Source organism: Bradyrhizobium cenepequi (assembly GCF_020329485.1).
GTDB classification, from domain to species: Bacteria; Pseudomonadota; Alphaproteobacteria; order Rhizobiales; family Xanthobacteraceae; genus Bradyrhizobium; species Bradyrhizobium cenepequi.
The window spans coordinates 122,974-142,201 of record NZ_JAGKJI010000005.1 but is presented as its reverse complement, the minus strand read 5'-3'; the positions used below and the strand labels follow the sequence as shown (position 1 = coordinate 142,201).

At 63.5% G+C, this 19,228-nt stretch carries 17 protein-coding genes and 1 pseudogene; 4 read left to right on the top strand and 14 right to left on the bottom strand.

Translation table 11 applies throughout. From position 1 onward, the window contains the following. Positions 1-499 precede the first annotated feature (499 nt). The 3 genes from J6497_RS08905 to J6497_RS08895 all read right to left on the bottom strand — a co-directional run bounded on the left by J6497_RS08905 (position 500) and on the right by J6497_RS08895 (position 3,090). On the bottom strand, positions 500-2,362 hold the full coding sequence (locus J6497_RS08905; RefSeq protein ID WP_225703882.1) for an ABC-F family ATP-binding cassette domain-containing protein: 1,863 nt from the start codon (positions 2,360-2,362) through the stop codon (positions 500-502). A gap of 113 nt (positions 2,363-2,475) precedes the next feature. Beyond that, positions 2,476-2,658, bottom strand: a complete 183-nt coding sequence (locus J6497_RS08900; RefSeq protein ID WP_225703991.1) for a hypothetical protein — start codon at positions 2,656-2,658, stop codon at positions 2,476-2,478. 192 nt (positions 2,659-2,850) lie between these two features. Next, positions 2,851-3,090, bottom strand: a complete 240-nt coding sequence (locus J6497_RS08895; RefSeq protein WP_225703881.1) for a sulfur globule protein precursor — start codon at positions 3,088-3,090, stop codon at positions 2,851-2,853. A gap of 350 nt (positions 3,091-3,440) precedes the next feature. Between J6497_RS08895 and ndk the strand changes: the two genes are divergently transcribed. Both ndk and J6497_RS08885 read left to right on the top strand, forming a co-directional pair. After that, the gene (gene ndk, locus J6497_RS08890; RefSeq protein WP_225703880.1) at positions 3,441-3,863 is read left to right on the top strand and encodes a nucleoside-diphosphate kinase; all 423 of its coding nucleotides are present in this window, start codon (positions 3,441-3,443) and stop codon (positions 3,861-3,863) included. Positions 3,864-3,927: 64 nt separating this feature from the next. Next, positions 3,928-4,767, top strand: a complete 840-nt coding sequence (locus J6497_RS08885) for a TerC family protein (protein ID WP_225703879.1) — start codon at positions 3,928-3,930, stop codon at positions 4,765-4,767. A gap of 102 nt (positions 4,768-4,869) precedes the next feature. Here the strand turns inward: J6497_RS08885 and J6497_RS08880 are convergent, their stop codons facing one another. From J6497_RS08880 to J6497_RS08860, 5 genes are all read right to left on the bottom strand, one after another. Further along, a complete protein-coding gene (locus tag J6497_RS08880) occupies positions 4,870-5,703 on the bottom strand; it encodes a TonB C-terminal domain-containing protein (RefSeq protein WP_225703878.1) in 834 nt (277 codons plus the stop codon). A gap of 257 nt (positions 5,704-5,960) precedes the next feature. Continuing rightward, complete coding sequence (ppx, locus tag J6497_RS08875; protein ID WP_225703877.1) at positions 5,961-7,463, bottom strand: exopolyphosphatase; 1,503 nt, start codon at positions 7,461-7,463, stop codon at positions 5,961-5,963. 21 nt (positions 7,464-7,484) lie between these two features. Beyond that, entirely contained in the window at positions 7,485-9,665 is a 2,181-nt protein-coding gene (locus J6497_RS08870; RefSeq protein ID WP_225703876.1) for an RNA degradosome polyphosphate kinase, read from the bottom strand. 231 nt (positions 9,666-9,896) lie between these two features. Further along, the gene (locus J6497_RS08865; RefSeq protein WP_225703875.1) at positions 9,897-10,574 is read right to left on the bottom strand and encodes a P-loop NTPase family protein; all 678 of its coding nucleotides are present in this window, start codon (positions 10,572-10,574) and stop codon (positions 9,897-9,899) included. Positions 10,575-10,592: 18 nt separating this feature from the next. Then, the gene (locus tag J6497_RS08860; protein WP_225703874.1) at positions 10,593-11,135 is read right to left on the bottom strand and encodes a CDP-alcohol phosphatidyltransferase family protein; all 543 of its coding nucleotides are present in this window, start codon (positions 11,133-11,135) and stop codon (positions 10,593-10,595) included. 156 nt (positions 11,136-11,291) lie between these two features. Between J6497_RS08860 and purM the strand changes: the two genes are divergently transcribed. Continuing rightward, a complete protein-coding gene (gene purM, locus J6497_RS08855) occupies positions 11,292-12,365 on the top strand; it encodes a phosphoribosylformylglycinamidine cyclo-ligase (RefSeq protein ID WP_225703873.1) in 1,074 nt (357 codons plus the stop codon). Continuing rightward, positions 12,362-13,015, top strand: a complete 654-nt coding sequence (gene purN, locus J6497_RS08850; RefSeq protein ID WP_225703872.1) for a phosphoribosylglycinamide formyltransferase — start codon at positions 12,362-12,364, stop codon at positions 13,013-13,015. The genes purM and purN overlap by 4 nt, the downstream gene beginning before the upstream one ends. An 87-nt stretch (positions 13,016-13,102) precedes the next feature. Here the strand turns inward: purN and J6497_RS08845 are convergent, their stop codons facing one another. The 6 genes and pseudogenes from J6497_RS08845 to J6497_RS08820 all read right to left on the bottom strand — a co-directional run bounded on the left by J6497_RS08845 (position 13,103) and on the right by J6497_RS08820 (position 19,195). Next, positions 13,103-13,306 (bottom strand): cold-shock protein, encoded by a 204-nt coding sequence (locus J6497_RS08845; protein ID WP_028165888.1) that lies wholly within the window; start codon positions 13,304-13,306, stop codon positions 13,103-13,105. A gap of 528 nt (positions 13,307-13,834) precedes the next feature. Continuing rightward, the gene (locus tag J6497_RS08840; protein WP_225703871.1) at positions 13,835-14,899 is read right to left on the bottom strand and encodes a LysR family transcriptional regulator; all 1,065 of its coding nucleotides are present in this window, start codon (positions 14,897-14,899) and stop codon (positions 13,835-13,837) included. A gap of 126 nt (positions 14,900-15,025) precedes the next feature. Further along, positions 15,026-16,180, bottom strand: coding sequence for a ribonuclease D (rnd, locus tag J6497_RS08835; RefSeq protein ID WP_225703870.1), 1,155 nt, complete (start codon positions 16,178-16,180; stop codon positions 15,026-15,028). A gap of 599 nt (positions 16,181-16,779) precedes the next feature. After that, a complete protein-coding gene (gene chrA / locus J6497_RS08830; RefSeq protein WP_225703869.1) occupies positions 16,780-18,012 on the bottom strand; it encodes a chromate efflux transporter in 1,233 nt (410 codons plus the stop codon). Between the two features lie 446 nt (positions 18,013-18,458). Next, positions 18,459-18,920, bottom strand: a pseudogene (locus J6497_RS08825) (NuoB/complex I 20 kDa subunit family protein); the annotation flags it as partial. 71 nt (positions 18,921-18,991) lie between these two features. Further along, complete coding sequence (locus J6497_RS08820; RefSeq protein ID WP_225703867.1) at positions 18,992-19,195, bottom strand: hypothetical protein; 204 nt, start codon at positions 19,193-19,195, stop codon at positions 18,992-18,994. Between the last annotated feature and the right edge of the window lie 33 nt (positions 19,196-19,228).

Below are 19,228 nucleotides of genomic sequence, written 5' to 3'. Positions count from 1 at the left end.
GGCTTACTTCGTGCTCTTCCCGGTGACCGGGCTTTCTTGCCACCGTCACTCTGCGGACACTCGATCCACAAAGCTTAGCGCCAGCGTCGGGGCGCCAGAACCACACGACTTCGCCGTCCGTGAGTGCCGCGCTCGTCAGTCGCAACACTCCCGTCCACCGCATCTCACCGCAACGTTCGTGACGATCGCGAGCCGCCCCTCAATCGGATGAGACGCGCGGAGTCATAGTGCTGATTTGCCCGACGGCGGAAGCGGAATGTTTTTCGTGCGAGGGCTGGACGGGGCAAATCACGTTGGAATCGCTGGTGAATTTTTCTCTTCCGTCATTCCGGGGCGTCCGAAGGACGAACCCGGAATCCATCCAACCGCGGAGCATGCGGTGAAATGGATTCCGGGCTCGCGCTTCGCGTGCCCCGGAATGACGGAGAGTGAGGAGCTCGTGGCCCATCCCTCGAGATACCGCTTCGCGGCTCCTCGGGATGAGGACGCATGGGCTAGGCTAACCCGCCGCTTCATCCGAGAGTGAGCTGGCGTCGAGCCATTCTTCCTCGGCGCGCTGCAGCGCGCTTTCTGCGCCCGCGCGCGCCTTGGCGAGTTGCGCCGCCTGCTTCGGATCGCGCGTGAACAGGTCCGGCAGCGCGAGCGCCGCGTCGATCTTGGCAATGATGCCGGTGATGCGTTCGATCTCGGCCTCGGCCTGCGCGATCCGCTGCTTCAGCGGGATACGCTTCTCGCCTTTCGGACGCTCGGGCTTGGGGCTCTCCCTGCCGCGTTCGCGCGAAGCGGGGCGCGTCTCATTCGCTGACAGCACCGTCCTGCGGTAGTCGTCGAGATCGCCGTCATAGCTCGTCACGGTGTGGTTGGCGACGACCCAAAGCCGCTCGGCGCAAGCCTCGATCAGGTAGCGGTCGTGCGAGACCATCAGCACGGCGCCAGGAAAATCATTGATCGCTTCGGCGAGCGCGGCGCGGCTGTCGATGTCGAGATGGTTGGTCGGCTCGTCCAGGATGATCATGTTGGGAGCGGCAAAGGTGGCAAGGCCAAGCAGCAGCCGCGCCTTCTCGCCGCCCGACAGGCTCCTCACCAGCGTATCGCCCGCCTTGCCGGAAAAGCCGATCGCGCCGACGCGGGCGCGCACCTTGCTCTCCGGCATATCCAGCATCAGCTTGCGGATATGGTCGTAAGGCGAGCCGTCGAGATTGAGCTCATCGACCTGATGTTGCGCGAAATAGCCGACCGAGAGCTTTTCGGCGCGCGTGATCCTGCCGGAGAACGGCGCGAGCCGGCCCGCGAGCAGCTTCACCAAGGTCGACTTGCCGTTGCCGTTGGCACCTAACAGCGCGATGCGGTCGTCGGTATCGATGCGCAGCGTCACCCGGTTCAGCACCGGCCTGTTCGGATCATAGCCGACGGCGACGTCATCGGCGGCGATGATCGGCGGCGACAGTGTCCTCTCTGGGACTGGGAATGAGATCTCGTGCACGTCCTGTGTCACCAGGGCGGTGACCGGCTTCATCCGCTCCAGCATCTTCATGCGCGATTGCGCCTGGCGCGCCTTTGAAGCCTTGGCCTTGAAGCGGTCGACGAAAGCCTGCAGCCGCTTGCGCTCCTCGGCCTGCCGCTTGGCGTGTTTTGCATCGAGCATTTCGCGCGCGTCGCGCTGTTCCTCGAACGACGAATAGCTTCCCTTGTAGAGCGTCAGCCTGCCGTGATCGAGATGCAGGATCTGGTCCACCGAAGTATCGAGCAGATCGCGGTCATGGCTGATCACGATCACGGTACGCGGATAATGCGCAAGATGGTCCTCCAGCCACAGCGTGCCTTCGAGGTCGAGATAGTTGGTCGGCTCGTCCAGCAGCAACAGGTCCGGTGCCGCAAACAGCGTCGCAGCGAGCGCGACCCGCATGCGCCAGCCGCCGGAAAATTCGGCGCATGGCCGCGCCTGGTCGGCCGCCGAAAATCCGAGGCCGCTGAGAATTGCAGCCGCGCGGGCAGGGGCGGAATGGGCATCGATATCGACAAGCCGGGTCTGGATTTCGGCGATCCGGTGCGGATCCTGCGCAGTCTCGGCTTCGCGCAGCAGCGCATCGCGTTCGAGATCTGCCTTCAGCACGATCTCGATCAGGCTTTCCGGACCATTGGGCGCCTCCTGCGCCAGGCTGCCGATCCGCCAGCGCGGGGGGATGGTGATGCTGCCGGCTTCAAGCGGAATATCGCCGCGGATGGCATGAAACAGCGTCGACTTGCCGACGCCATTGCGGCCGACAAAGCCGACACGGGCGCCGGGAATGATCTGTACCGAGCTGTTCTCGATCAGAAGCCGCCCGGCGATCCGGACGGAGATGTCGGAGATGGTGAGCATGCGGCGTTGTCACCGGAGCGGCCGCCAAACGCAACCCACCACCTCGGTAAATTATGCTCCAGCTTCTCAGCTTCGCAGAAGTTGTCCGGGCCCAGCCGCGAGGGACGCCTCTTTCAATGCAGGCTGTCCTCCTCGCGCCGGCGCATCTCGTCCAGCAGCTGCTGCAATTGAGAGGTCAGCGATGTTTCCGGGCGCAAGCTTTGCTGCAGCCGTTCGCCGACCGCGTCGCAAATCGACCGGCAGGTCTTGTGATCGAGCAGCTCAAAATCAGCGTGGCTTCGGCTATTCATGATCAATCTCTCGGCGAGTTCCGCCTCGCCTTGCTTGAATGAAATCTCGCAAGGTCAAGTCCCAAAGGCCGAATTTGTTTCCGGTTCGTTGCGCCTGCGTGCCCTCGCTCGCAGGTAGCAAGCCCGCGGGTTCCATACGCAAAAAAAGCCCCGGCGTTGTGGCCGGGGCGCTCAAGTCTGGGGGGAGTGCAGGTCAGGTCAATAGCATCGGTTGATCAGGCGCCAGCGGGGACCCCAGGGGGTCGGCACCAGGCGCCGCACATAGCAGCCGCCATGGCCGTAGTAAGCGGGGCCACCGACAACGACGCGCGGACCCCAGCCCCAGCCGTGACGCCAGCCGCCATGCCAACCGTCCCGCGCGGTGGCGGCGGTCGGCGCCAGCACAGCAGCGCCAAGCGAGGCTGCGGCAAGAGCGACAAGCGAGAATTTGCGTAGCATGGTCATCTCCTCGAGTTGCGGCGCCCATCGGAAGCGCCCGGCAGTGACAATGTCTCCCGTGACGCCTTCGCATTGGCCGTGCGGATGAGCTTCGAAGGCGTCCGATTGATGAGTAGCTTAGGCCGCGCGATCTGAACGGAAGCGCGATGGCGGCTACAGAATGGGTTCACGTTCGTGAAATTGTCGTAATCCGAGCCGGTTGCCCTGCGGGGCCTCGGGACCGACGCTGATCCTGATCACCGGATTGCGCCCAAACCAAACGCCGGGGCGACACCGGGTCGCTTGCCGTCGCGGGATCACGCCGATATAAGCCCCGCAACTCGTTAACCAGCGTTTGCAAGGACGATAGCATGGCGATTGAACGCACTTTCTCGATCATCAAGCCCGACGCGACGGCGCGTAACCTGACCGGCGCGATCAACGCGCTGATCGAGAAGGCCGGGCTCCGGATCGTGGCCCAGAAGCGGATTCGCATGACCCGCGAGCAGGCTGAGACCTTCTATGCCGTCCACAAGGCGCGCCCGTTCTTCGGCGAGCTGGTCGAGTTCATGACCTCCGGCCCGGTCGTGGTCCAGGTGCTGGAAGGCGAGGGAGCGATCGCCAAGTATCGCGACGTGATGGGCGCGACCGACCCGTCCAAGGCCGCCGAAGGCACGATCCGCAAGCTCCATGCGAAATCAATCGGCGAGAATTCCGTGCATGGGTCCGACGCTCCGGAGACGGCCGCGATCGAGATCGTGCAATTCTTCTCCGGCAACGAGATCGTCGGCTAAACGGAACAAGATCGCGGGCTGAGCGCCGCGTGAGGGGCGGCCGCAAGGCCGAAAGGGAAGCGCTGTGGACTGGCTGTGGCAGATTACTGATCCTGCGAATCTCGCGGCTTTCTTCACGCAGTTCAAGAGCGAGATGGCGACCACGACCTTCTGGGTCGCCGTCGGCAAGATCATCTGGATCAATGTGCTGTTGTCGGGCGACAACGCATTGGTGATCGCGCTCGCCTGTCGGGGCCTGGCGCCGCGGCAGCGGCTGTGGGGCATGATCTTCGGCGCGGCGGCCGCGGTGATTCTGCGCATCATCTTCACCGGCATCGTCGCGACCTTGATGGAATTCCCTTACCTCAAGCTCGTCGGCGGCCTGGCGTTGATCGTGATCGCGGCAAAGCTGCTCGTCCCCGAACAGGAGGATGAGGACAGCGTGGATGCGGCCGCGCATCTGTGGGCGGCGGTGCAGATCGTCGTCATCGCCGACATCGTCATGAGCCTCGACAACGTGATCGCGGTTGCCGCCGCCGCCAATGGCAGCGTGCCGCTTCTAGTCTTGGGCCTTGCGATCAGTGTGCCCCTGATCGTCGCAGGCGCGGCATTGATCATGGCGCTGCTCACCAGGCTGCCGGTGCTGGTCTGGGCCGGCGCGGCGCTGCTCGGGTGGATCGCCGGCGATGTGATCGCGACCGATCCGGCGGTCGATCCGAAGCTCGATGCGCTGTTTATCGGACCGGTCGGCGACAAGCTCGATTCCTGGCTGGGCGCGCTCGGCATCGGTCCGCATTTTGCCAGCGGCGGCCATGGCGGCGAGATCGCGCTGGCGTTGCTTGGCGTCATCGTGGTGCTGATCGCGGGATCGATCTGGCGCCGGCGCGCGCTGCATCACGCCGAGCGGGCCGCCAAGGCGGCCTGATCTGTCCGACCGCGAGGAGAGAGCCCCTTCACCCGCTGCGCTCTTCGAGCGCAGCGACCTCTCCCGCGAGCGCGGGAGAGGTGAGGTGGAGGGGATCGTGCTTTAGGGACGGCGAAACGTTCGCCACACCTCGACATGGCTTGGCGTGACCGGATTGTTGTCGGCGCCATTGAAGACGCCCGTCCAGGGCTGGCTGATCCAGACTGTAATCGGCTGGACGCACTGCGGCATCCCCCTGCCTATATTGATGCCCTTCAGCAGCTTTGTGACGGTGGCATCGATATCCGCAGTGCCAGTTGATCGCACGAGCTGGCTTCGCTGCACATTTCCCAGCTCGTCGAACCAGAGTTGGGCCTGAGCCTGGTACCTGCGGCTATCCGTTCTCTCGTTGCGGGTGACGACGTTGCGGAGTTGCGACGTGATGATGGTGAGATAGGGGCCGGCGCTGCCGCAGCCGCTGCCTCCGCCGTTCTCACCGTCCCCGCCGATGGTATTGCCGGCGTTGGCTCCCTTCGGCAGAGAGGCCTGCCTCCAATCGGGAGGCGCGTCCAGGCTCAAGGGATCGGCCACTGCGGGCAGTTTTGTTTTCGGCTGCGGCGGCCCGGGCTTCGGTATCGGCGCCGCCGCGACCGAATCCCGACGATTGTTGACCACTTTCTTCGGGGGGACCGGGACGGGTGGTGGCGCCTGCAGAGTGCGTTGCACGGTCTCCTTGGCCGGCTCCGGAGGCCGCTGCGGAGGCGTCGGAGGAACAAACAGAAGCTGGATGATCGTCGGCTCGCGCCGCGCCGGCTCCGGGCTATGGAGGGCCATCCAGATCAGCGCGAACAGGCTGAGCGCCAGCAGCAGAGCGACGACAATCGTCGCCACGGCCGACCAGCGCTCGCGCCAATCCTCGAGCGCGGCGTATCGCTGAAAAGTCTGGACGTCCTGCATCGCTCCTCCACCATGCCGCGATGGGCGGACAGCATGTAGCCCGGTTGGAGCGGAACGCGTAACCCGGGACACCTGCGTCTGCGTTGCGAGCGAACCCCGGATTACGCTCGCGCTTCATCCGGGCTACGGCACCGCCAATTCAAGCAAATGCTGTACGGTCTAAAGCGCGATGAGATGAGTATGAATCATCGCGCTCTAGGTTATTGTTTGAGCATGATCTTTTCGGAAAACCGCTTCACACTTTTCCGGATCATGCTCTAGCGCCGTACGATCGAACCCGAACGTCCAACCAGACGCGCCAACTGCTTGAAGCGGCTGCCGACGCGGTCGGCGACGAGATCGACCATCTGGTGCTCGAACACCAGCATGAGTTTACGTCCGTCGGTGCGGAAATGTGTTGCGGGCAGCACGCCAGGCCGTGCCGCCGAGATCAGGTGGGCGACGCGAAATGCGGCGCCAAGCAGGCGGGCGCGTTCGAGCATCGTATGCGGCACCATCTCCTGCACGATTTCCGGCGGCTCGTTCTCAAGGCTCAAGCCCGCGTAGCGGTAGAACACCGACAGCGCGACGAAGGTGCGTCCCTGATGGGTGATGGAGCCGAAATTGCCGTTAGTGATGAGGCTGAGCGTCTCCTCGCCGCGGTGATCGGGATGCACCCGCCAGCCGATGTCCGACAACAGGCAGGCGGCATGGCGCAGCCTGCGGTCCTCGTCGCTCTCGCGCAGCCTCACGACGCGCACCAGCCGATCGGTCCATGCGATCAATTCCTCGGCGTGGCGCGCCGACCGCGAGAGCAGGCCGTTCATCGTCTGCGCCGCGCAGATCAGGCCATCCTTGGCGCGCTCGGATGGCGGCAGCATTTCGTAGAACAGGCCTTCGCGCACGCCGAAGGTTGAGAACACGATCGTCTTCGGTTTCGCCACCCGGATGACGTATTCAAGAACCAGCGCGGCGTAGGCGAGCAGCGGGCGCCGTGCGTCGGCCACAGCCTCGATGTTGGCGAGCATGTTGGTTGCCGCCAGGCGCCGCAAGCGCTGTGCGAAATCGAGCGCGTCGGCGGCGGGAATCGAATAGCCGTGCATCACCTTCAGCGGATAGCCGCTCTGGATGATGTGGATGCGCGCCAGCGCGCGCCAGGTGCCGCCGACTGCGTAAAACGTCCGGGCGCGGCCTGCCTTGAGCTGCGGAACCTCAGACAGTTCGTTGCGCACGATGCGTTCGGCGCGCTTCAGCGATTTGTCCGAGAGATCCTGCAGCGCGAGGCTGCCGAGCGGCAGCGTCACGCCGCTGTGGACGCGATTGCCCTTGACGTCGATCAGTTCGACCGAGCCGCCGCCGAGATCGCCGACGATGCCGTCAGGCTTGTGCACGCCGGAGACGACGCCCAAAGCGGAGAGTTTCGCCTCCCGCGGACCCGACAGAATTTCGATTCGGGTTCCACAGATGCGTTCAGCCTCGGCTATGAAATCGGAACCGTTCTTGGCGTCGCGACAGGCGGCCGTCGCGATCGCATAGACGCGGCCGACCCTCTGGATCCGGCACAGCGCGCGAAACCGCCGCAACGCCGTCAGCGCCTTTGCGACCGCATCCTCCGCGAGAAGCCCTGTGCTCTGCACCTCGCGGCCGAGCCCGCACAGCGCCTTCTCGTTGAACAACGTGATGAGGCTGCGCGACAGCGACTCGTAGACCACGAGACGCACCGAGTTCGAGCCAATATCGATGACAGCGACGCTGGTAGCGCGCTTGCGCGGTCGCTTCACCGGAAAGTCCCCTTGTGGCGGCTAGCGCTCGTTGCGGCGAGTAAGCCGGCGCGGCGAAGATTCCTTGAGAGACTTTCCACGGCCCGACAGACTCGGATTCGTCATGAAGTAGTTATGAAGGTTGAAAGGCTCTTCGCCCTTCGCGGCCTTCATACGCGTTGACGATCCATCGGGCAACAATCGCCAGCTCTGCTCGGTATCCTTCAGATTCGCGACCATGATCTGTTCGAGAACCTGCTGATGAACCGTGGGATTTTGCAGCGGGCACAGGACTTCGACGCGGCGGTCGAGGTTCCGCGGCATCATGTCGGCGGATGAGATATACACAGCCGCTTTTGCGCTCGGCAGGCCGTATCCCATGCCGAAGCAATAGATTCGGCCGTGCTCGAGGAATCGGCCGATCACCGATTTGACGCGGATGTTCTCGGAAAGTCCTGGCATGCCCGGCCTGAGGCAGCAGATGCCGCGCACCACGAGCTCGATCGGCACTCCCGCTTGCGATGCTTCATAGAGCGCGTCGATGATGTCGGGGTCGACGAGCGAGTTCATCTTCATCCAGATCGCGGCGGGTCGGCCGTGGCGCGCGTGACTGATCTCGCCCTGGATGTGCTCGATGATACGCTTGCGCAGCGTGAGCGGCGACACCGCCATCTTTTCGATGTCGCTCGGCTCGGCATAGCCGGTGACGTAATTGAACACGCGCGCAGCGTCGCGGCCGATGATCGGGTCGCAGGTGAAGTAGGAGAGATCGGTGTAGATGCGCGCGGTCACCGGATGGTAGTTGCCGGTGCCGGTGTGGACATAGGTCGTGAGATTGCTGCCCTCGCGGCGCACCACCATCGATAGTTTTGCGTGGGTCTTGAGTTCGATGAAGCCGTAGACGACCTGCACGCCGGCGCGTTCGAGGTCGCGCGCCCAGCGGATGTTGGCTTCCTCATCGAAGCGAGCCTTCAGCTCGATCAGCGCCGTGACCGACTTGCCGGCCTCGGCCGCTTCGGCGAGCGCGCGCACGATCGGCGAATTCTGCGAGGTGCGATAGAGCGTCTGCTTGATGGCGACGACGTCGGGGTCGCGGGCGGCCTGCTGCAGGAACTGCACCACGACGTCGAAGGACTCGTAGGGGTGGTGGACGATCAGGTCCTTCTGCCGGATCGCGGCAAAGATATCGCCGCCATGGTCGCGCACCCGCTCGGGATGGCGCGGCACATAGGGGGTGAATTCGAGATCGGGCCGGTCGAGCCGGGTGAGTTGCGACAGCTCGTTCATGGCTAGCACGCCGTCGACCAGGAAAACCTCGTCGTCGGCGGCGTTGAGCGCGTGCTGCACGAACAGGCGCAGCTCTTCCGGCATCTTGGCCTCGATCTCCAGCCGGATCACCGATCCGCGCCGGCGCCGCTTCAGCGCGGTCTCGAACGTGCGGACCAGATCCTCGGCTTCTTCTTCGATCTCGATTTCGGAGTCGCGGATGACACGGAAGGCGCCCTGGCCATTGACCGTGTAGCCCGGGAACAGACGTCCGATGAAGAGTCCGGTGGCCTGCTCCAGCGTGATCAGGCGCAGCCGCCCTTCGCTGGGGATGCGGATGAAGCGGTCGATCTTGCCGGGCATACGGATCAGCGCGTTCATCGCCTTGCCGTCTGAGATCCGAAACAATTGCAGTGCTACCGTGAAGCCCAGGTTGGGAATGAACGGAAAGGGATGCGCCGGATCGATCGCGAGCGGCGTCAGCAGCGGGAAGATGCTGTGCAGGAAATAATCCTCGATCCAGGCCCGCTCCGTCTTGGTGACGTCTCGCCCGTCGACGAGGTCGATGCCGACTTCCGCGAGCATCGTGCGCAGGTTGCTCCAGATCGCTTGCTGATCGGAGGCGAGCTTGGAAACGCTTTGGTTGATCAGGACGAGCTGTTCGGATGGCGTCAGACCGTCGGGGCTGCGCTCGGGGATGCCTTCACGAACCTGCGCCTTGATGCCGGCGACGCGGACCATGAAGAACTCGTCGAGGTTATTGGCGGATATCGACAGGAATCTCACCCGCTCGAGCGCGGGATGGCCGGAATTGACGGCCTCCTCCAGCACCCGACGGTTAAAATGCAGCCAGGAAAGCTCGCGATTGATGAAGCGTTCGGGGCTTGTCGCGATCGCCGGCAGACTTTCAGAAACCCGTTCTTTCTCTTGTGCTTCAATAGGTTGTGCCGATTCCATGAAGTTCTCGATCCATTCGAGGTCAGGGCCGGAGCCGCCAGATCATGATTCGATTAAACGAAATCGGATCATGATCTTATCTCTTTGTTTGAGCATGATCTTTTCGGAAACCGGTTTCCACTTTTCCGGATCATGCTCCTAAACAAATGCAGCGCAAGCCATGTGATAAGTGGATGACGTCTCGATGACATTGACGTTCCGGAAACCGGCATCGTCAAGCCGCCGCACGCATCAGGCGTTGCGCCACAGTTCCGCCGCTAGCGCCCGCGTCACGGGGCGGCCGAGCCGCAGCGCCTCGGTATCAAGCAGCTCCACCGCCTGACGGGCGGCGGCGTAGGAGCGCTCGATCCGGCTGGCGAGATAGCTCACCAATGATTCGTCCACGGTCATCTGGCGGTCGGTACAGTATTTGATGATCAGCCCGCGAAACAGGAGATCGTCTGGCGGCAACAATGACACGGTCGGCACTGCACGCAGCCGCGACCGGAGGTCGCGCAATTCGATCTCGAACGCCGACGGCGGAATGCGAGCGGTCATCAGCACGAAGGCTTCGTCCTGGCGGGCGAGATTGAGCAGGTGAAACATCGCGCGCTCGTCAAAGCCGTACGGTTTCAAGTCTTCGACCACGAGTGCACCGGTTGCGAGATCCGCCGGCACGCTCTCGGCCGATAGCGCGTGCGCCGATGTCGAGCGTGCGCCGGCACGCTCGGCCCAGATCGCGGCGAGGTGGCTTTTCCCTGATCCTTCCGGGCCGACCAGCAGCATGATGCGGTTCGGCCAGTCCGGCCAGCTCTCGATCAGAGCGAGGCCCGCCTCATTGGCCGCTCCCTCGAGGAAGTCGTCGCGGGTCAGGCTCTCCGCGTGCGGTAGCGCCAACGCGAGCTGACGAGGATGAACGCTACCTGCCACGCAAAAACTCTCCAGGGTTTAGCGCGCTTCGATCGTGCTCATGTGCCGCACCCACTCTACGAGATAGAGGGAGACGGAAACCAAAGTAAAGATGGTGACAAATCCCATCAGGATCAGATCGTAAGGCCTTGGCTGGAAACCGAAACCGAGCGAGGCCAGCACCAGCGCCGCGAACGCGACCTGAGCCACCGTGTTGAGTTTGGAGACCATCAGCGGCTTTATCTCGACCGGCTTGTCGAACAACCAGGACACGATCACGGCCGCCACGATCATGATGTCGCGGGACACCACGAGAATGACAAGCCAGCGCGGCACCGCGCCCCAGATCCCGAGCGCCACATAGATCGACACCAACAGCGCCTTGTCGGCCAGCGGATCGAGCAGGGCGCCGAGTTCGCTCGTCATGTTGAACCGCTTGGCGAGGAACCCGTCGACGGCGTCGCTGACACCGGCAATCACGAAGATCGCGAAGGCGATTTCCATCTGGCTGGAGACGATCGCCCAGACAATGACCGGCACCAGGATGATGCGGCCCAGGGTGATGATATTCGGAATGCTCAACTCGGTCGCTTCCCGGCTACCGGCCTGAATTCACGGAAGATTCGGCCCTTTTGGGGGCTGAGCCGGTTATCTACATAGTATACCGCCGCCTGTCTTGCGAGCCATTGCGCGGGGCCGGAATTCCTCGTAACCAGCCGTCTTCAACTGGAAATTTGCATGACCGAGCGCAAGAACGGCCTCACTTACGCGGATTCCGGCGTCGACATCGATGCCGGCAACCGGCTGGTCGATCTGATCAAGCCGATGGTCCGCGCCACGGCGCGCGCCGGCGCGGACGCCGAGATCGGCGGCTTCGGCGGCCTGTTCGACCTGAAAGCGGCCGGCTTCAAGGACCCCGTGCTGGTCGCAGCGACCGATGGTGTCGGCACCAAGGTCAAGATCGCGATCGAGACAGGGCTGCATGACGGGATCGGCATCGACCTGGTGGCGATGTCGGTCAACGACCTCGTCGTGCAGGGGGCGGAGCCGCTGTTCTTCCTCGACTACTTTGCCTGCGGCAAGCTCGATCCGGAGGTGGCCGCCGCCATCGTCGCCGGGATCGCCGAAGGCTGCCGCGAATCCGGCTGCGCGCTGATCGGCGGCGAAACCGCCGAGATGCCGGGGCTCTACAAGGATGGCGATTACGACCTCGCGGGGTTTGCGGTCGGCGCCGCCGAGCGCGGCACGCTGTTGCCGCGGCCGGAGATCGCCATCGGCGATGCCGTGATCGGGCTTGCTTCCTCGGGCGTCCATTCCAACGGATTTTCGCTGGTACGCAAGATCGTCGAGCAGTCGCGCGTCAGCTTCGATGCGCCGGCGCCGTTCTCGCCGGTTATGACGCTTGGGGCAGCGTTGCTGACGCCGACCCGGCTCTATGTCAAATCCTGCCTGCGTGCGATCCGCGAGAGCGGGGCGATCAAGGGGCTGGCCCACATCACCGGCGGCGGCTTCACCGACAACATTCCGCGCGTGCTGCCGAAGCATCTGGGTGTCGGCATTGATCTCGCCCGCCTGCCGGTCCTGCCGGTGTTCAAATGGCTGGCCGAGCAGGGCGGCATCGCCGAGCTGGAACTGCTCCGCACCTTCAATTGCGGCATCGGCATGATCGCGATCGTGAAGGCAGATGCGGTCGATAAGGTCATGGAGGTCTTCACCGCCAGCGGCGAGACCGCGACATTGCTCGGCGAGGTGATCCACGCGGCGGGCGAGCATCGCGTTGTTTACAACGGCCACCTCGATCTTTCGCAATGAAGCGCCGCGTCGCCATCCTGATTTCCGGGCGCGGATCGAACATGGTCGCGCTGATCGAGGCTGCGAAGGCGCAGGACTTCCCGGCCGAGATCGCCGTGGTGATTTCCAACCGCGCCGATGCCGCGGGCCTCGCCAAGGCAAGCGCAAGCGGCATCCCGACCATCGTCATCGAGAGCAAGCCGTTCGGCAAGGATCGCGCCGCCTTCGAGGCGATGCTGCAGCGCGCGCTCGACGAGAAGAACGTGGAGCTGATCTGCCTCGGCGGTTTCATGCGGCTGTTCACGGCGGAATTCGTGCAGCGCTGGTACGGGAAGATGCTCAACATCCATCCCTCACTGTTGCCGTGCTTCCCCGGCCTCGATCCGCATGGCCAGGCGCTCAAAGCCGGGGTGAAGATCTCAGGCGCCACCGTGCATTTCGTGATCCCGGAGACCGATGCCGGGCCGATCGTGGTACAGGGCGCGGTTGCGGTGGCCGATGACGATACGCCGGAGACGCTGGCGGCCCGCGTCATCCAGATCGAGCACCAAATCTATCCGGAAGCACTGCGGCTGCTTGCGAGCGACAGGCTCAGGCTCGAGGGCGATGTCTGCAAGACAGCGGGAAGCACAGCGTCAGGCGGCACGCTGATTTCGCCCGCGGCGACGTAGTACGACGTCCGCGTCCGTCAAAGAAATCCCCCCGGGGTGATGCCGGGGGTAGCAATCAAGATTGCCTGAGCGGATCGTGACTGAAGTCTAGGAGACCTTGAGGTTTTCCGCGGATGCCTTGCCGCGGTTCTCCACCAGGTCGTACTCGATGGTTTGGTTTTCGTTGAGCGTAGAGAGTCCCGCACGCTCAACCGCCGAGATGTGGACGAAGACGTCCTTGTCGCCGACGGCCGGCTTGATGAACCCATAACCCTTGGTCGGGTTGAACCACTTGACGGTACCCTTCGGCATCGCCTGTCTCCTCGTCTAGACACAAAAAAGACGCGGCCACGCATTGTGCGTGCCACGCCACAAACCGGCTTCCGGCAGTCTGATCAAATTCCGATTCTTAGACTTCGAGGTCACGAAACGCACAGTCGAGCGGCCAAATCCGATTGTGCCTGAGATTGCAACACGAAAATCGCGAGTTAGCAAGCCTCTGGTGCGCCACGGAAAATCAGTGCGCCGCGGCAACCCCTATGGCCGATGCACAACAATGCCGGTGCTTAGGACGAAGCGCGCAAGGCCGCCCAATTGCCGCTCGCGGCGAGGTCGGGGCAAATCGGCCGATATTGATGGCTTTTTTTGCGCATTTTTCAGGCGCGCGTCGGGAATTAAATGCATGGGCTGCTCATGGCGCCGTCGCGAGCAAGCTTCGTCAGAGGCAGCCGCGGCCTGACATGGGCATTTGGGGCGGCTTATGGCAAATTCGCCGACAACATCGCGCAGAACTTTGGCGACATCACCGTCAGCCTCGGCAGGGGACCGTCGGCGTGGAATTCAAGTGGTAGTTGCCTCGATCGGGAAGGGCCTTGGCGCCACGTAGTTCTGCAATCCAAAATGCTCGCGCGATCCCACCATCAACGGCGTCAGTGCGTCGGGATGGATGAATTCGTCGCGGAAGCAGGCATAAACTTTGGGATCGAAGATGCTCTTCAGCCATTCGATCATCAGCCTGTGGCGGTCCGAGTGGCGGAACTGGCGATGATAGCAGAGCCATAGATCCAATTGATGGTTGATGCCGAGGTCGACCGCGACCACCGGTGCCCCCAGCGCAATCACCGAACTCGGCAGGAAGCCAATTCCCGCGCCCTGTTCGACGGCGTAGAGCACGGCCACGCTGGAATTGGTGGAGATGCCAACGATGCCCTCCAGCGAGTCCACGCCAAGGATGCGCTTATAGGTGCCATCGCCATGCGGCACGCCGTCCTGCTTGACGGTGCGGTGGTGTTTCAGCTCGTCGAGCGATGTCGGCAGGCCATAGGCATCGCGATAGGCCTTCGAGGCGAAGGCGCAGATGTGCAACCGGCCGATCTTTGTGGCGATCAATTCAGGATCGTTCGGCCGCTCGATCCGAAGCGAGATGTCTGCCTCCTGCCGCGGAACTTCGGCGCAGCCGGACACACAGCGCAGGTCGACGATGATGTTGCGGTAGGTCCGCTCGAACGTGATCAGCCGCGGCAGCACCCAGAAGTTCCCGGGTCCTTCGGTCACGGCGATCCGCACGCTGCCGCTCACCTCTCCCGGTGCTCGCGCACGCCTGGCGATGTTGAGGCTGAGACGCTCCATCTGCTCGACGTCGAACAGCAGCGCGCGTCCTTCGCCGGTCAGCGTCAGTTGTGCCTCGTCGCGCGAGAACAACTTACAGCCGAGATCGTCCTCGAGCTTGTCGATCTTGCGCATCACGGCGGTCGCTGGCACACCGAGCAGGTCGGCGGCGCGTCCGAAGCTGCGGTTCCGCGCGCACAGCAGGAATACCCGCAAATCTCCCCACGCAGGGCGAAGCGCATCTTCAAGTTTCTTGCGCTGCATGGGCGCAGCGCTGCCGGCCAGATCGTGCGGCATACCGTTTCTTGTCCCGTGTAGAGGGATGATGCCGCAACCTATGGGATGAACGTGCACAAAGTGTTGCTTGCGACCTGGAATTTCAACATAAGTCCGCCGGGTCTGCGCAAGGCGACAACTACCCGGCTACTCCTTGCTGCGCTCCACCTTAACGACACGCCCTTTGTCGATCGCAAGCGCGAGGCGGCCGTGCTTGAGCTTGAGCGCGGACTCGCCGAACAATTCGCGCCGCCAGCCGTGCAGGGCGGCAACGTCGGCATGATCGTCGCCGGCGATCTGCTCGAGATCGTCAACGGTCGCGATCACCTTGCTTGCAACCGCGTGACGCTCGGAGGTCATCCTGAGCAGCACCTTCAAGAGTTCGACGATCGCTGCGCCATTGGTATTGTTGCGCGGCTTCTCGATCTTCGGCAGTTTCGCGAAATCGCGGGCGAGGCCGCGTTGCACGGCGGCGATGATGTCCGCGCCCCATTTCGAGCGCTCGAATCCTTTCGGCAGCGAGCGCAGGTTGGCAAGCTTCTCCAGCGTCGTCGGCGCATGCGTTGCGATATCACCGACCGCCTCGTCCTTCAGCACGCGCGAGCGCGGCACGTCGCGGCTCTGCGCCTCCTGCTCGCGCCAGGCGGCGACCTCGATCAGCACCGCGAGTTCGCGCGGCTTGCGCACCCTGGTCTTCAGCCGCTCCCAGGCGCGCTCCGGATGGAAGTCATAGGTACGCGGAGAAGTCAGGATCTCCATCTCCTCGCTGACCCAATCGTTGCGGCCGCGTTTCTTCAGGTCGGCATCGAGCGCGGTGAAGACGTCGCGCAAGTGAGTGACGTCGGAGACCGCGTATTGGATCTGCTCGGCGCTGAGCGGCCGGCGCGACCAGTCGGTGAAGCGGTGGGTCTTGTCCGGCCGATGGCCGGTGATGCGCTCGACGAGCTGGTCATAGGCGATGCTGTCGCCATAGCCGAGCACCATGGCCGCAACTTGCGTGTCGAAGATCGGGTGCGGGATGGTGTTGGCGCGGTGCCAGACGATCTCGATGTCCTGCCGCGCGGCGTGGAAGACCTTCAGCACCTTCTCGTTGGCCATCAACTCGAAGAACGGTGTCAGGTCGATGCCGGGAGCGAGCGCGTCGATCACGACCGCCTCGTCCGGGCTCGCCATTTGCAGCACGCAGAGCAGGGGGTAGTAGGTCGTCTCCCGCAGGAACTCGGTGTCGACGGTGATGACGGGGTGGGCGGCCAAGCGGTCGCAGGCCGCCTGCAGTTCCCAGGTGGTAGTAATCAGATCCATGAACAGTCCATGACGCTTCCGACACGCGTTCTGCCGAAAGTGCAGGTATGTCAAGGGGCTTGGCTGCAATTCTGGCCCCGCATAGGCTCAGGCCATACGGCGGGGAACAGATTACGAGCGCGTCAGGTAGGCGGCGCGGCGCACAAAACGGTGGTCGGGCGCTGCCTTACTCGCGACGCCCGTGCTTGGAGGGCCGCCGTGCGGCCGGCATTGCGAGCACGACCAGGCAGAGCGCCACCATCGCTATTCCCACGAATTCAAGAGCAAAGGCTTCCATCGGCAATCTCCCTAATAAAGTCGCTAGACTTGTCGGGATCGGATTGACGGTCTGTTAAGGGATTTGGTTACCGGACGCCGGCCGCCGAGATGGTGGACGAGGGGTTAATGGCGGGTCTGCGTGCTTATCCCGCGGGGCGGCCAACCGCGCTGCTCGACGTATTCAAACGAAAAGCCCGGCAGCGTTGGCTGCCGGGCGAACGTGAATATGCCTACATGAACGCTTCACCCTAAACCCGAAGGCGAGCGGAGCCCTATCCGGGAAAACACGGGCCAGGGACGGAACGCGCTGGTCGGGAGCCCAGCCGGCGCCGACAGGAGCGTCACAGGACCGCCGCGCCTATGCCGGCGATGGCACTGAAGGCGACGACCACGAGCGGCGGTGCGCGCCAGGCGATCAGCAGCACAAATCCGACGAGGGCGATCGCGAAGTCCGCAGGTGTCTGGACCGTGCTGGTCCACACCGGATTGTAGAGCGCCGCGCCGAGGACGCCGACGACCGCGGCGTTCACGCCGCGCATCATTGCCTGGGCGCCGGCGCGCTTGCGAAAACTATCCCAGTACGGCAGCGCCGCGAGGAGGACCAAGACGCCCGGAAGGAATATGCCGAGCAAGCCAATGATGGCGCCGGCGACGCCGTGCGGCGACGTCTTGACGACGGCACCGAGATAGGCCGCGAAGGTGAAGAGCGGTCCGGGGACGGCCTGGGCCGCGCCATAGCCGGTCAGAAACACGTCGTCGCCGACCCAACCCGGCGTCACTACTGCCTCGCGCAACAGCGGCAGCACGACATGACCGCCGCCAAAGACGAGGGCGCCGGAGCGATAGAATGCGTCGAACAAGGCCATGCCCGAAGAAGGCCATAACCGCGAAAGGATCGGTACGCCAAGGAGCAGGATCAGGAATGCTGCCAGCGCGGCAAGCGCGGCGGCGCGCGACACCGGCACGGCGAAATGGCTTTCGCCGCTCGGCTGCGCTGCGCGGCAGAGCCACAATCCGGCGATGCCGCCGAGCAGAATGGCGCCGATCTGTGCCACCGATGACGTGCTGGACAGGATGATGACCGCAGCGATCGTCGCGATCGAGGCCTGCTCCCGGTCGGGGCACAGCGTGCGCGCCATGCCCCATACCGCTTGAGCGACAATCGCGACCGCCACGAGTTTCAGGCCGTGCACCAGCCCTGTTCCGACCGGTCCGCTCAATGCGCTGGCGCCATAGGCAAATAGCAGGAGCGCGATAGCGGATGGCAGCGTGAAACCCGTCCACGCCGCCAGCGCACCGCGATAGCCGGCACGCATCAATCCGAGCGAAAATCCGACCTGGCTGCTCGCCGGACCCGGCAGGAATTGGCAGAGCGCCACGAGATCCGCGTAGGATTGTTCGTCGAGCCATTTGCGGCGCTCGACGAACTCGCTGCGAAAATAACCGATATGGGCGATCGGGCCGCCAAAGGACGTCAGCCCGAGCTTGAGGAAGACCAGGAGCACTTCGAGCGGCGAACCCGCGCGCTGGGGCGAAGGCTTAGCTTCGCTATCTGCAGTCCGTTCAATGTTCATCGCCCAGAATTCCCATCGCCCGAGGCGCGCATGATCCGAAACAGGCGCGACAATACCAGGACAAATTCGTGCCGCGCTATCGGTTCACGATATCGTTTTCCGAAAACTGGGGGGACTGAGAAATTTGCTTGGTATTGAAGTGAACTGATTGCCATGTATCGTCCGCGTGCCGCTCGCGCAGACTCCGACCTCTCCCGCAGTTCCGGCGCCTTGTCTCCGCGCATGAGTTCAATGGGATGGCCGAGTATCTAGCGGAAAGAGCATCAGCCTTGGCGACGCGGTGAAAAGCTCGCCGCGGCAGTTGCGGCAGATCAATACCGAGTGTGCCCGTTGCGCTAGCGTACGCACGTAGCCGAACAGCTTGGCGGCCAGGTTGTTGAGGTTATGGGGCTCGGACTCCTAGGCACACCGGGCCCCGTTCCATTCATTCGTGACTCGAGCAATCATCATCGCTCGATCCTGCCGGTGCGCCGGATTTTCTTCTGCAACAGCAGGATGCCGTAGAGCAGGGCCTCCGCGGTCGGCGGACAACCCGGAACGTAGATGTCCACCGGAACGATGCGGTCGCAGCCGCGGACAACCGAATAGGAATAGTGATAATAGCCGCCGCCATTGGCACAGGAACCCATCGAGATCACGTAGCGCGGCTCCGGCATCTGGTCATAGACCTTGCGCAAGGCGGGAGCCATCTTGTTGCAGAGGGTTCCCGAGACGATCATGACATCGGATTGTCGCGGCGAAGCCCGTGGCGCGGCGCCAAAGCGCTCGACGTCATAGCGCGGCATCGACACCTGCATCTGCTCGATTGCGCAGCAGGCAAGGCCGAAGGTCATCCACATCAACGAACCCGACCTTGCCCATGTCACGAGATCGTCGAGCGGCGCGACAAAGTAGCCGCGGTCATCGAGGTTGTACTGTACGTTTTCCAGAAGCGGCTGGGTGTCCAGCATAAGTGGTCTCCCAAAGGCACTTCCAACACTCAGGCGGTATGGCCGCCTGAATCGGCGTTCTCCGGCGTCTTCTTGGCCCGTTGCGGCGTCATCGTTGCCGGGTCAGGTTGCCCGGGCACGCCGCGCGGCCCGAATTGCTGCCTTTGAAGATCATCCTCGGAGAACTCAGGCTCGACGCCGTTCGGCTCGACGCGCTTTATCGGAGTTCCCGGATCGTGATCGCGCTTGTTCATGCCATGCTCCATCGCTGGCCGGTCAGAGTCCGG

Bases quoted from the DNA above. Each gene is read 5' to 3' on its own strand.
- J6497_RS08905 (WP_225703882.1), bottom strand. From the start codon at position 2,362: ATGCTCACCATCTCCGACATCTCCGTCCGGATCGCCGGGCGGCTTCTG.
- J6497_RS08895 (WP_225703881.1), bottom strand. From the start codon at position 3,090: ATGCTACGCAAATTCTCGCTTGTCGCTCTTGCCGCAGCCTCGCTTGGC.
- ndk (WP_225703880.1), top strand. From the start codon at position 3,441: ATGGCGATTGAACGCACTTTCTCGATCATCAAGCCCGACGCGACGGCG.
- J6497_RS08880 (WP_225703878.1), bottom strand. From the start codon at position 5,703: ATGCAGGACGTCCAGACTTTTCAGCGATACGCCGCGCTCGAGGATTGG.
- J6497_RS08870 (WP_225703876.1), bottom strand. From the start codon at position 9,665: ATGGAATCGGCACAACCTATTGAAGCACAAGAGAAAGAACGGGTTTCT.
- purM (WP_225703873.1), top strand. From the start codon at position 11,292: ATGACCGAGCGCAAGAACGGCCTCACTTACGCGGATTCCGGCGTCGAC.
- purN (WP_225703872.1), top strand. From the start codon at position 12,362: ATGAAGCGCCGCGTCGCCATCCTGATTTCCGGGCGCGGATCGAACATG.
- J6497_RS08845 (WP_028165888.1), bottom strand. From the start codon at position 13,306: ATGCCGAAGGGTACCGTCAAGTGGTTCAACCCGACCAAGGGTTATGGG.
- J6497_RS08840 (WP_225703871.1), bottom strand. From the start codon at position 14,899: ATGCCGCACGATCTGGCCGGCAGCGCTGCGCCCATGCAGCGCAAGAAA.
- rnd (WP_225703870.1), bottom strand. From the start codon at position 16,180: ATGGATCTGATTACTACCACCTGGGAACTGCAGGCGGCCTGCGACCGC.
- chrA (WP_225703869.1), bottom strand. From the start codon at position 18,012: ATGAACATTGAACGGACTGCAGATAGCGAAGCTAAGCCTTCGCCCCAG.
- J6497_RS08820 (WP_225703867.1), bottom strand. From the start codon at position 19,195: ATGAACAAGCGCGATCACGATCCGGGAACTCCGATAAAGCGCGTCGAG.